This is a genomic window from Glaciecola sp. 33A, assembly GCF_002836745.1.
Taxonomy (GTDB): domain Bacteria; phylum Pseudomonadota; class Gammaproteobacteria; order Enterobacterales; family Alteromonadaceae; genus Glaciecola.
In genome coordinates, this window is sequence record NZ_PJAR01000040.1 from 57,644 (window position 1) to 70,845 (window position 13,202).

8 protein-coding genes are annotated in these 13,202 nt (G+C 42.6%); 1 reads left to right on the forward strand and 7 read right to left on the reverse strand.

Annotated elements, in window-relative coordinates; all coding sequences use genetic code 11:
• The first annotated feature begins 269 nt into the window (after positions 1 to 269).
• Positions 270 to 2,264, forward strand: coding sequence for a sigma-54-dependent Fis family transcriptional regulator (locus CXF81_RS10505; protein WP_101181315.1), 1,995 nt, complete (start codon positions 270 to 272; stop codon positions 2,262 to 2,264).
• Positions 2,265 to 2,301: 37 nt separating this feature from the next.
• On the opposite strand, the gene CXF81_RS10510 is transcribed toward CXF81_RS10505, so the two are convergent.
• The 7 genes from CXF81_RS10510 to CXF81_RS10540 form a co-directional block, all read right to left on the reverse strand.
• Positions 2,302 to 3,846, reverse strand: coding sequence for a S10 family peptidase (locus CXF81_RS10510; RefSeq protein WP_101181316.1), 1,545 nt, complete (start codon positions 3,844 to 3,846; stop codon positions 2,302 to 2,304).
• A gap of 467 nt (positions 3,847 to 4,313) precedes the next feature.
• Positions 4,314 to 7,205, reverse strand: a complete 2,892-nt coding sequence (locus tag CXF81_RS10515; protein WP_101181317.1) for a pitrilysin family protein — start codon at positions 7,203 to 7,205, stop codon at positions 4,314 to 4,316.
• A gap of 330 nt (positions 7,206 to 7,535) precedes the next feature.
• Entirely contained in the window at positions 7,536 to 8,555 is a 1,020-nt protein-coding gene (locus CXF81_RS10520; protein WP_101181318.1) for a proline iminopeptidase-family hydrolase, read from the reverse strand.
• A gap of 73 nt (positions 8,556 to 8,628) precedes the next feature.
• On the reverse strand, positions 8,629 to 9,825 hold the full coding sequence (locus CXF81_RS10525; protein ID WP_101181319.1) for a hypothetical protein: 1,197 nt from the start codon (positions 9,823 to 9,825) through the stop codon (positions 8,629 to 8,631).
• Between the two features lie 117 nt (positions 9,826 to 9,942).
• Entirely contained in the window at positions 9,943 to 10,791 is an 849-nt protein-coding gene (locus tag CXF81_RS10530) for a hypothetical protein (protein ID WP_101181320.1), read from the reverse strand.
• Between the two features lie 10 nt (positions 10,792 to 10,801).
• The gene (locus tag CXF81_RS10535; RefSeq protein WP_101181321.1) at positions 10,802 to 11,449 is read right to left on the reverse strand and encodes a response regulator transcription factor; all 648 of its coding nucleotides are present in this window, start codon (positions 11,447 to 11,449) and stop codon (positions 10,802 to 10,804) included.
• Positions 11,442 to 12,686, reverse strand: coding sequence for a histidine kinase (locus tag CXF81_RS10540; RefSeq protein WP_157825550.1), 1,245 nt, complete (start codon positions 12,684 to 12,686; stop codon positions 11,442 to 11,444). The genes CXF81_RS10535 and CXF81_RS10540 overlap by 8 nt, the downstream gene beginning before the upstream one ends.
• Positions 12,687 to 13,202 lie beyond the last annotated feature (516 nt).

The following is a 13,202-nucleotide window of genomic DNA, read 5'->3' on the forward strand; positions in this document are numbered from 1 at the left end:
CTGATTTTTAGATTCTTTTATTTTTAATGATTGATTATTTTTGCAGTCAAATAGTCAATTCTGATTGTTCCTAGGTTTACATATGTAATGGCTGACATACCAAGTGTAACGAGATATGTAAGTCAATTGTTACAAATGTAAACATATGTCGCTTTATTTGTGCGTGCCTTGCTAAAAATTGTCACAAAGCACTATGGACAGCCCATCTATTAAGGGTAGACTTGTCCAGATGTTAACTAAAAGTAGCATCCGCGGACGAGGGAGCAGTTATGCATAGCACAAGCCAGCAGCGTCGCCATATCAATACAATACTCAGTTATGGTGGTCATCAAGCGATAAGTACAAACCATTCGCCTAGCAATGAAATGATCGGACGTTCTTGGCAGCGATGTCTAAACGAATATGGCTTAGATCCAAGTGAGCCAAGACAGGCGCGTATTGTGACCCACCAAACTTTACGCGAGCATCAAGACTCAGTAGATGAGTTTTTAAATGTAGCGCGCGCAGGTGTAGAGCAGTTATATACCCAAGTAGCGGCTCTCGGTTATGTTGTATTGTTGAGTGATTATCGTGGTATTACTGTGCAGTTCTTGGGTAATAAGCATGATAATGAACGCCTGCATCGGGCCGGGCTTTACTTAGGCGCTGATTGGAGGGAGCAATATGCGGGAACTTCCGCTGTCGGCACCTGTATTAAAGAACAGCAAGCGTTAACCTGCCATCGTGTTGATCACTTCGATAGCTCTCATATAGGCTTAACCTGCACAGCTGCCCCGATTAAAGATCCATCGGGTAAATTGCTAGCAGTTTTAGATATTTCAGCATTAGATTCATCTAAAACGCGCGACAGCCAAAATTTTGCACTTCACTTAACCCAGTTGTATGCTAGGTTGATTGAGGATGCCTATTTCCTAAGACGCTACCGACACAGTTTAATTTTCAGATGTGATCAGTCACGTGAGTTAGTCCAAGTGAACGGACAATTATTATTCGCTGTGGATGAGCAAGGCGATATTCTAGCCGCTAATTCTGCAGCTAGAGCTCTTTTATCAACGCTCACTGTGCTTGACCAACCTAGCGTTTCTTTACCCTTATTGTTGGAATGCGAGTGGCACGATATCTTGTCGATTACCTATAATACTAAAGACGGTACACGCGCATTCAGAGTATCCGGTACCCAACATATTCTATATGGAATGCTCATTGAGCCAACGTCGAATCTATCGAGTAAACCCAAACCAGCAGTCCTCCAAGCACGGAGCATACAGGATGAATCTTTGCCTGCGCTTGATTGCTTAGGTGCAGATGATCCAGCTATGCGCCAAACCATCAGTTTAGCCAAACGTCTACGCGATCGGGATGTCAGCATACTCATACTCGGAGAAACAGGTACCGGAAAAGAAGTCTTAGCACAAGCGATCCACGCTAGTAGCGAGCGTGCTAACAACGCTTTTATGGCGGTCAATTGTGCAGCAATTGCTGAGTCACTGATTGAGAGCGAGTTATTCGGGTATGCACCCGGCACGTTCACCGGTGGTCGCGCAAAAGGAGCCAAAGGGCTCATCCTGCAAGCCAGCGGCGGAACGCTATTTTTAGATGAAATTGGTGATATGCCCTTACACTTGCAAACTCGTTTACTTCGTGTATTAGCCGAAGGGCAGGTGCTTCCTGTAGGTGCAGTTAAGCCCATTAAAGTGGATGTACGGGTCCTTGCGGCTACTCATTGCAACATCGCGCAACTGATCACTGATGGTCGCTTCCGAGAAGACCTTTTCTATCGGCTGAATGGTGCTACCTTAAAACTACCTGCACTCAAAGCACGAACCGATAAGAACTATCTCATTCACACTTTACTTAAGCGGATTAATCCCACTGTGCGGTTACGAGCGGATGCGATGAGTGCTTTACTCGCCTATGGATGGCCAGGTAATATCCGCCAGTTATCTAATATCCTGACTTTTGCAGATGCGATCTGTGAAGCAAATGAAATAACAGTACATCACTTGCCGGAAGAATGTGTAATGCATCGATGGCAGAGTCCTTCATCGTTGACGCCCATACCGACGCTTACACCTGAACAAACGGCCGCAAGTGCTACCGAGGGTGAAGTTCAATTACCTGAGAAACAAGCACTAGTTGAGATGTTACAGCATCACCGCTGGAATATATCGTCAGTAGCAAAAGAGTTAAGCGTATCTCGCCCAACTCTTTATCGTCGTCTGAAAAAATATCAGATTACTCTGCCCAAAGACATGTTGAATTAGCCTCTGACCAGATCTTACCAGCTGTTGCTGTGGTCTATTATTTTAATTTGTATTGAGCAGGCTGGCCTTTTGAATCAGACTTACTAATAAACTTACGTATATCATTATTCGCGTTTTCTAAATCGGCGCGACGTAAATACATCATATGACCACTTCTATAGGCTTTGAAGTCAATGCGATCACTCATTTGAGTACTAGGGTCTACATGCCACATATTGTACTTAGCGTCAAAGTAATTGGTCGCGCCATCAAAGTAGCCTGATTGAATTAGCACATTTAGGTATGGATTTTGCGCCATTGCTTGGCGCAAGTGCTTGCCAGTATTGTTGTCACTTCTATCCCAAGGGTGCACAGGACCAAACATATTGTATTTTAAATCGGTAACAAAGTTTAATTCTTCACGCAAATAATAGTTAATTGCGGGTGTGAATGAATGCAACCAAGAGGTCAGCTCGGCGTTGTAATCAGGGCGATCGCCTGAGCGTTTCCCGTCTATGCCTAAGTAGCGCGAATCGAGCCGGCCAATGGTGCGATTTTGTTCACGCAGTAATTCTTTCCAAAAAAAGCTTGTACTGGGTGCCAAGTTATTATCAAGCACCGCTTGTATAGAAAGGCCTGAGAAATGAGCAATACGTTCAGCCATTTTATCCCGCGCATCACCAGTTAACATCGCTCCTTTCGCTAACGCAGGAAGGTATTGATCAAGTGCAAAGGCTTCCACTTCTGGTAGTATTTCTTCCAGATCTTTACGTTGCAACTCTTGAGGTAAGACACCATGGTACCAAGCTGCCGCGGCAAAATAAGGTAATCGATTAGCCTGTTTTACGGGACCGTCGCGGTCAAGTCCAATATCGGTAGGGGAGACTAAAATAACTCCATTTAAATACATCCACTGATTGTTTTGTAATTCGAGCGCAAGGCCTGAAACACGCGTTGTGCCATAACTTTCACCAATTAAATACTTGGGTGACTGCCAGCGATTTTTACGTGAGGTGAAGGTGTTCATCCACTCTGCTAAGTATTTTATATCGGCATTTACACCAAAAAAGCGCTGTTTTTGATTATCGCGCGAGGGCATTTCACCGTCTTTATTTGGTAAGACTCGAGAATAGCCAGTATTAACAGGATTAATGAAAACAATATCGGCCACGTCCAAAATAGAGTATGGATTGTCTTGCATACCATAAGGTTGAATTGGATAACCTTCGTCACTTAAGTTAAGGACTTTTGGGCCGGTGTAAGCAATATGCATCCAAACCGATGCTGAACCTGGACCGCCGTTAAATGAATAAACAATCGGTCGCGCTTCACGTTTATCAACATCTTGGCGTTCGTAATAAGTATAGAATAATGAGGCAATAGGCGAACCTTCTTCATCCCAAACTGGTTGAGTACCGACGCTAGCGGTATAAGAAATTTTCTCACCATTAATTTTTATACCATGTTTGGTTATAACTTCGGTATCGACCGGTAGCATTCTTTTATGCGGTTGAGGCGGAGCTTCTTGTGCATTAGCAGGCGCTAATACTAATAACCACGCAAATACAGATAAAGAGGTAATGAAAGCGAATTTCTTTCGCATATTATATGTCTCGAATTTGGTAATTAACTCAAAGATTAACAAATAGTTAGTTTGAAAAGCAAAGGCTTATTCAACTATTAGGTTTTTTGATGCTGAGTAAAGCTAAATTTATCGAGCAACGATTTCAACTTATGATTTTTAAATTGAAAATCCTCTCAATCAGACAAAGGTGAAGATTTATATTGTCTTTAAGTTTATGCATTGGACCAAACTCAGTAAATATAATTAACAATTCTGCTTCTTTGTTAATGCAAATATGAATAAACCAACAGCTCAAAATAATGTTAATTTCGTTATCTGCAAATAGCAGGTTTGCAGACCTTGCAGCATCCTGGGCTACTGTCAGGGAGCACTTAAAGAGATATGTTGACCAACTTGGAACAGAGCAAAGTATACGCATTAAAAAAGCCACTATTTATAAAAATAGTGGCTTTGATTTAATTAAACGCGATAATTAAGCACGATAACTACAGGGGTTTGCCGTCTTCATCTAACTCTACAATATTGTCAAACATCGGTTTAAGGCTTTCCATTACCTTGGCTTTATCACCCACCACTACCGTAATCATCTCATCAAGTTTCAGATGTTTAGCCGCGAGTAAATTCAGCTCCGCTTTACCGATATCTGCTAAAATAGCGTTTTGCTCATCTACAAATGTCTTATCAAGACCGTAAGTCATAATTTCTGATAAGAAACCTAGTTTTTGATTAGGCGTTTCGTACGCCCTAGCATCGCGCTGACCAATAGCACTTTTCATAAATACGAGCTCTTGATCTGTCATGCCTGCTTCTCTAAATGCGTTTATTTCATTTCTAAATTGTAAAATAGAATCCGCGGTCGTATCTGCACGAACGCCGGCCTGTGCTCTAAATACTCCTCTGAAATCATTACCGCTAAAGAACGAGCGTGCACCATAGGTATATCCTTTATCTTCCCGCAGATTAAGGTTAATACGGCTATTGAAAGCCCCGCCTAAGTTATAATTCATTAAGTCTGCGCGGTAATATTCACCTGTAGCGTCATAGTTCATAGCTCGCTTACCAATGCGGATTTCCGATTGCGCAGCGTCTGGCTTATCAATAAAGTACAGAGTACCGGCTGCTAACTCAGGAAATGCATTAGCCGCTGAAACTGGGCTTGATTGACCTTTCCAATTATTAAGCACTTCTAAACGTTCGGTAATAACCGCACTATCTAGGTCGCTGACCACAATAACTTCGGCATTCGCTGGCCCATAATTCGAGCTGTAAAAAGCCTTTACGTCTGCAAGCGTTAGTTTTTCTACAGTAGCTATTGTTCCATTATTGGAGTGAGAAAAACTATTATCCATGCCAAAAACCAATTTATTAAAGATTTCTGTAGCCATTGGGCTAGCATTCTTTTTAGCGTTTTTTAACCCTTCAATTTGCTGTTTCTTTAAACGCTCAAAGTCAGCTTCATCAAACTTAGGTGACGTTAACTGTTCCATAGCAATGGCTAAAGTAGGCGCAAGATTTTTCGTTAAGGTTCTTATTCTAAGCGTTGTAAATTTCTCACCTGCACCAAAGTACACATTTGAGCCTAGTTTTTGCAGTTCGTTAGATAACTCTTCAGCACTCGACTGTAGGGTGTTTTCTCCCAGCATAGAGGCAGTTAAAGAAGCTAAACCAAGCTTGTCTATTGCTTCACGTGTCTGGCCAGCCGGAATACTTACTTGAATAGTTGTGGTCGGAACTTCGTCATTTACAGCTCCTAATACCTTGACCCCATTTTTGATTTCAACGCGGTATATATCAGGCACCTTGATACTCGGGTTTTTGCCTGGAGAAGGTATTACAGAACGATCAAAATCAGACACACCAGGGCGCAATACTAAGCTATTATCACCAGTGGTCTCTGGGATATTTCTTTCATAACGTTGCCAAGTATCTGCTTTAACAATACTGTTTGGCTGTCCTTTAGGCACGATACTCATAACAACAGAATGCTTGTCTTTTATATAGGCTTTGTAAACACGCATCACATCGTCTTTGGTAATATTTTCGTATCTAGTAATATCATCGCTAATACCATCTGGATTTGAACGATAGGTTTCATAGGCAGCTAGCTGGCTTACTTTTCCAGCGACGCTTTCTAGTCCGTAAACCATACCCGATATAATACCCGCCTTAACTCGCTCTAAATCATCATCGGTTGCGCCACCCCTGCTTTCGAATTCATCGAGCGAAGCACGGATAATAGTTTCTAACTCAGTTAACGTGTTGCCGGGCGTAGGCAATGCTAGTAGAGAAAACTGACACGCTATCTCGCCGCAGGAATGACTTGCATTAGCTTGCACCGCTTTGCCGTTTTTTACCATGTTCTTATATAACAGCGACGTCTTACCGCTGCCCATAATAGACATAAGCACATCAAGTGGTGCTTCATCAGGATGGTTTGCATGCACTGTTGGAAATGCCATATAAACTAAAGGCAAAGAAACATTATCTTCCATAGAAATATAACGGTCTTGATCTAGGGTTACCTTAGTGTACTCAGGCTTATTCACCTCAGGTCCTCGAGGGATCCCACCAAAATACTTTTTGACCCAAGCTAAAGTTTGCGCCTCGTCCATGTCGCCACCAATGGTTAAAGTGGCGTTATTTGGACCATACCAGCGTAAGAAGAATTTTTTCAGATCATTTAGGTTTGCACGATTGAGGTCTTCTATATAGCCAATAGTGGACCAAGAATAAGGATGTCCCTCAGGGTAAAGCGCTTCGCCGACTCTTTCTCTAAGCAAACCATAAGGGCGATTATCATAATTTTGACCGCGTTCATTTTTAACGGTTTCACGCTGATTTTCGAATTTTTCTTTGGTAACGGCATCAAGGAAAAAGCCCATACGATCCGACTCTAACCACAACATGCGTTCTAGTTGATTAGATGGAACCGTTTCATAATAATTAGTCCGGTCCGTGTTCGTAGAGCCATTCAGTGTGCCACCTGATTCGGTGATCAACCCAAAATGTTGCTCATCCGCAACATTCTCCGAGCCTTGAAACATCATGTGTTCGAAAAAGTGGGCAAAACCTGACTTGCCAGGCTCTTCGCGACCAGAACCCACATGGTAAGTAATGTCTACGTGCACCAATGGGTCTGAGTTATCGGGATGTAATACAATAGTCAGGCCATTGTCGAGTACATATTTGTTGAAAGGAATAACTATTTCACCCTCTGTTTTAGTCACAGTAGCGAGTTTGTTAATGCCAGCAGGTAAGGCGATAGTTTGTGTAACCGCAGTTGGAGAAGTCGCATCCTTTGGGGCATTTTGCGTATCGCAGCCGCTTAGACCAATTAAGGCGGCTATGCCTGTTGTTAACAGTATCTGTTTTCTCATAAAACTATATACACTCGTTGATAATTAAACACAAGACTAAGAATAAACGATGCACCCGATCTATTCAACAGACATCGATTTGGTTGCGCATAGGGTATATAGCCTGATTTCTGAAACGCGATGATGACAAATAGAATTAGGCTTTAGGTGGTATAGGGTGCGGTTTTTTGTAATCAAATATGAGGGATCTAGTTCCCACACGCACGTTCGCTTGCACTCCTAGTGTAAACATTTAATAACAGCAAAAATGTAAGTTTTACGATACGCTGCTAATAAAAGTGAACATCTCATCGAATGAAATGTTCAATTGCTTATTTAATGCATAGATCTTTATTCGGGGCCAATTTTCTTAGATGGGTCATTACGCTTAAACCAACCGCGCAGAATTGCCTCGGTTGCTATTGGACGGTCACGAAAGAAACCATGAGCAGCCCCAGGCACAACACCGAGTTCCGCTCCAGGAGTTAGCGTCACATAATCTTGAACCGTGTCGATACGAGCAGAGTCGTACTGTCCTACTAGAAACATCGTTTGCTTGCCGTCGATCCGCTGTAAAAGCTGCACCGCATCGTAAGTCTTAAGTGAGCCTGTTGATGTAAATTCACTGGGTCCCCACATTGCATTATAGATTACAGGATTGAAGCCATTGCCGCCAATTTGAGCGGCATATGCGACAGCCTCTTTGCTCGGGGCTACGGCTGCATAAAATTGGGAATATAGCGCTGTGTACGCTTTGTCACATTCGCTGTCTGGTGGCGGTGTTTTTGTTTCACAAGCGCCAAGCGTTAATTTAACTTTTTTGGCTGCCTTTTGGACCAGTAAGTTGGCGTCCGTGATCCAATGCGGCGTAGAAATGAAAGTACCGCCAAGAACCGTAGACGCAACATGTTGCGGATAACGAGCAGTATATTCTAGGGCGATTGCTGATCCCCAGCTGTGGCCGACTAAGTGCCAACGTTCTGCTCCAAGTTTCAGTCTGACTGCTTCGAGCTCTTCAACAAACCGTTCAACGCGCCAATTTGCAGGATCGTTTGGTTGCTCAGACTTACCACTATCCAGTTGATCATAAAGAATTATTGGGCGTTCATCTGCAAGATTCAATATGCCCGCAAAAGAGTTATGTGTTCCCCCTGGACCACCGTGAATGAAAACCGCCGGTATTGTTTTTTTACTAATGATCCCATTCACTCGAACGTATACTTTGCCCCCTTCAACCGCAACCATCAGTTCTTGATCTGGCTGTGCATAAGCAGCGGCTAAAGTATCTTCTTTTGCCATTGCATTAGGCATAAGTATTAGCGACGCGGTGACTATACATAGCGTCATAAAAAATGTTGAGCGTGATTCCATTTAACTTACCTCTTTGTGTTTATGAAGCTCTGCAAACGCTTCGCAGACTGATCCACCGATCAGGGCCTAAAGTCTACTCGACAGGTGTCCCGAATACAATAATTGCCAGCCCTAGAATGCCTAGGGTCGCGGATCCGCTTACTTTAAATGACCAGCCCGATTGTGACCAACTTCCCTTGGCTGCAATGAACGCCTGTAATGCATAGTAGAATGCGAACGCACGTGATGCATAGCTGATAATTTCGAACACGCTCATTGCCCATGTCAGAATTAATCCGATGCCCACGAGTGCGCTGTACCCTGCTCTTGGTGAGATCCGTCCCTTGGTAAGTTCGGCAATTAGACCACCTGAACCGCCTGTATCTGCGACTGCTGCACTGAATTGGGCGCTAATTGCAGCCACAATCAAGAGTAGCGGCAATACTGGGGCAACGATCGCCATCAGATCGATAATCGCAGTTTCACTTAGCTGTAAATTTTCAGGGGCGAATACGTAGCTTAAAAAAACAATATAGACTAAATAGATAGCAGTTGAGATCCATTGCGCTAATCGCATAGACTGAATTCTGGTTTGGGCTTGGTATTCATCCCCCAAATATCGGGATGTTTCAAACCCTTGCACCGTCACAAGCAAGCCTGCGATCAAAGCAACTGCTTGCCACCCTGAGACTGTTGCAGGTTCAATTATCAGTTCATGGGCTGCAGCTTTGTCAATAAAAAACCAGCCAAGACCACATAAAAGCCCGGCGATGATAGCGAGCTTAATTGTGACCGTGATCTGCTCCATATGCTCCAGCGCTTGGAATCCCTGCGTCCATCCAACGACCAGAATCACCACAAAGACAGCACTTGTGAGCAGCTGCGCACTGAACGCATCGTTTAATGGTGTCAGGCTGACTGCAAACGCCCCAAGTAGGTTTAGATAATAAGCGACCGAAATAATATAGGCGAATGCAAGGATCCAAGACGAAGCGGTTTCAAGACGGTCCTCGAGAGAACTTCGAACACCGCTGCATTCCTCAAGGCGCGCAATATTAAAGCGGATAGTAGAGCCAAAAAGGTAAGCAATCACGCATAATACAATCATGACAAGCGGTGCATGTTGGCCGAAGGAAGATATTAGGATCGGACCCAGTACCAAAAAGCCACTGCCAATAATGGAAGCCAATGGTGTAATAGTGGCGCGCCAGAGAATGGCTTTAGCTAGTTTAGGGTAAAGTAACAACGCACCAACGGCGATGGTGACAAGAACAATTAGATAATTTAACATTAAGCCCTCTAAGCCTCTATTACAAGCGTGCTCTACATAAAAAGCGAGGTAACATCAGCGACTATTTCTGTATCGTCTATTGTTTTGTGATCCATCAAACCTATCAGTAACATCACGTTAGTCTGTAACCACAACTTCATAGACTTTGTTATACAGGGGATTACTTACAGGTGACCAGTCGCCGTCTTTCGTATAGACGTTTGATACATTGAGCTTTTTAAGACTCTCTATACTATAAAAAAAGCCGTAATACTTATACGCAAGATACACCTGCTCGTAATCACCGACTTGCCCTAGGTAAGGAATATCCCTATCCATATTTGCATTAACATTGGTATATAACTGGTCTTCCAAATCAATTAAAAATTGGAGTCGCTGTTGGGCGGTGATGGTCTGGCAGTCACCATTCATATTTAGAACTTGGCCAATTGCACAGCGGCTTCCATAATTTAAGGCTATTGCCTCACGCTGCGCTGATGCAGATTCAATAGTTACCACACCTTCATAATCGGCTCTTCCAAAAGTGGTTCCTGGTTCAGCGTTAGAAGCGTCGGCTTGCTCCATTAATGATAGGAAATTAGCTTGTCGAGGACCGCCATGGAAGATAACGAGGGAATTTTTGTTGAGAATTTTAGTTTCACCGGCTAAAAATACATAATTGGCGCAGCTAGAAATACACAGGTTGGCCACCTCCACGGTCATCCGGTTTTCATGAATGAAGTTACCCATGTCGATACCCGCATAAAGACTGCCACCATTGCTGTTTACCAACAAGCGGTCGCCGGGTCGATATAGTCGCTTAAATTTTTCAACCCGCTGCATATCGATAGGACCAAAGTATTGAATAACGCCGCTATTTAAGCGTTTAACACCACTAATATCGGGCCCGAGCATAGTAGAGAAAAACCAAGTTAGCCCTGCCAGCATAGCAGCAAAAAATAAAATTGTTTTTAATGCGCCACTCAACTGATAATACTCAAATTAGACCTAACTCTATTGCTTTTAGCACTGCTCGCGTGCGGTCACGGACACCTAATTTTGCTAGGATACTTGAAACTTGGTTTTTGATCGTACCTTCCGATTTAAAAAGGCTTTCTGCCATTTCTCTATTGCTACAACCGGAGGCCATTAAGCGCAAAATCTCAGTTTCACGCTGCGATAAAGGCTCGGGTATTTCGCTAGATTCAAAATCACCTTTAATGCCTTGTAGTCCTTGAATAAGTCGTTCGGTGATTGCGGGTTGTATTAGGGTTTTGCCTGCATCGACGGTCTTAATAGCCTCAACTAATGTTTCCAGTGAAACGTCTTTTAATAAATAGCCTTTTGCACCCGCTTTAATCGCCTTGATAACCGATTCGTGATCATCGAAGGTAGTCAACATTATTACTGGGATTTTAATACAAAGTTCATTTAGTTTTAAGAGTGTTTGAATACCATCTAAGTTGGGCATTCTAATATCCATCAAAATAATGTCTATTTTGACTTCTTGATCCTGGATCACAGCAATCGCGTGCAGTCCATCGTTTGCTTGTGCTACTACCTTTACGCTATCTGACAACCCCAAAAGACTGTTTATACCTTGTCTAACTAGGGTTTGGTCATCCACCAATAATACATTAATCATGATCGAGAACCGGCACCTTAATGTCGGTTATAAACGCCGCATTATTTAAGGTGAAAACCACGCTTCCTTTTATCTGTTTGAGTCGTTCTTGCATTCCTTTCAGTCCATTTCCAAGTATAAAATTCGGCTTGATGTCGGTTGTTTTTGATTTTTTTTGTTGCTTCGAAAGTGCTGCTTCAATCGATAATGTCAACAGCCCTTCGGTTTGTAAAAAAGCAATATGCACATTTTTAGCATGACTGTGTTTTAATGCGTTGGTCATACTTTCTTGAATACACCGGGTCAGAACATCTGCCGTATTAACATCAGTAATGGTGATGTCGCCGGGATAATCAAGGCTCACATTGATATTTGGCAAGCGCTCAGTCATTGCGATTATTGCTTGTTTAATATTTAGGTTAGACTTCATGCGAATATCGGATACCGCCTCACGAACATCACTCAACAGCAGCTTAGACAAACTGTGGCATTGCTCGATAGAGTCTTTTATTGCTTTTTTGCTTGATTCATCCGATAAACCAACATTCAATTTCTCAAGCTGGCGCCCGGCAACTTGCAGGTTAATTGTTAACGCAGTGAGATGATGACCAAGCAGATCGTGTATGTTTCTGGCAATACGCACTCGCTCAGCTTGTTCGGCGGCTTGCCCTAAAAGTTGCTGAGTTGATATTAGCTCCAAGTTAATCATCTCGACTTTTTCACGGCTCTCTTTGGCTTTAATAGTGCTGGCTACCATGACTAATGCAAATAGATTAAAGGTCCAAAACAGCATTGCGGTAACACCCATACCAACGAAATCCCAATATAAACCATAAACTAAATAAAGTGTTAAGGACCAAATTGGCGAGAGTATGAATGCCGTCTTTATCTTCATGAAGTTGGGAAGGATGGCGCTCCAAACAACCATCAATATAGCGGTATAAACAAAGGGAACAACAAAATAAACAGCGATGACAATAATGAACGTAGTGACGAGCAAAAAAAGTCGTACGCTGGTTGCATTTTTGTATTCAGTTTTTCGACAAAGTAGTAACCAAAAGAATAAATAACTAAGAAACAAAACAGCAGCTAAAGCCACTTGAGTATTTGAAATTGACGTCCACATCAACATAGAATAAAGGGAGGCTGCACTAACCAATAACCACGTAAAAATAGCAGAAGCACGCTCTATGCTGATGTTTGCTTTGAGTCTGCGATAAAACGCAGCTATTGATTCATTGTTAATCTGACTTTCCATATAACCAATTTCCATGCGTTATTAATTTGAGTTATGTCGGCGCTTTTCTGTTGTTGAGCATATCAGTCAGATATATTGAAGTGCGATAGGCCAAAAGTCACTTTTTAAGTGATGACTTGTGGCACTCATTTCATTCATTCCCAGAAAATACAAAAGCCCCATTGACATCGTTAATGACCAAAATGGTCTACACAACTTGGGGTTTTGCTATGTCATACATTCACTTCAGCTTATCCTACACATTTTATTTGGAACAGCGGCATTAATTTTTTTGGGGTGCCTATATTTACTCAAAAAGGTAAACTTAATCACGTTAAATTTGGTCGTTATTACGCCAATAATATGTACATAGTTGCGGGCACTGGCGCTTTAATGGCGATAATGGTGCTGACAATCCCGCTGGTCATTAGAGCTGGCATGATTTCAGAGAATACAGACACTGAAAGGTTTGTACAGATGATCCGGATTTTTTGGGTATTCTTATTATATTTCAGCATAATGAATATTTGCTATTAA

Excerpts from the sequence above, each read along its gene's own strand:
- CXF81_RS10505 (WP_101181315.1), top strand. The coding sequence starts at position 270 with ATGCATAGCACAAGCCAGCAGCGTCGCCATATCAATACAATACTCAGT.
- CXF81_RS10510 (WP_101181316.1), bottom strand. The coding sequence starts at position 3,846 with ATGCGAAAGAAATTCGCTTTCATTACCTCTTTATCTGTATTTGCGTGG.
- CXF81_RS10515 (WP_101181317.1), bottom strand. The coding sequence starts at position 7,205 with ATGAGAAAACAGATACTGTTAACAACAGGCATAGCCGCCTTAATTGGT.
- CXF81_RS10520 (WP_101181318.1), bottom strand. The coding sequence starts at position 8,555 with ATGGAATCACGCTCAACATTTTTTATGACGCTATGTATAGTCACCGCG.
- CXF81_RS10525 (WP_101181319.1), bottom strand. The coding sequence starts at position 9,825 with ATGTTAAATTATCTAATTGTTCTTGTCACCATCGCCGTTGGTGCGTTG.
- CXF81_RS10535 (WP_101181321.1), bottom strand. The coding sequence starts at position 11,449 with ATGATTAATGTATTATTGGTGGATGACCAAACCCTAGTTAGACAAGGT.
- CXF81_RS10540 (WP_157825550.1), bottom strand. The coding sequence starts at position 12,686 with ATGGAAAGTCAGATTAACAATGAATCAATAGCTGCGTTTTATCGCAGA.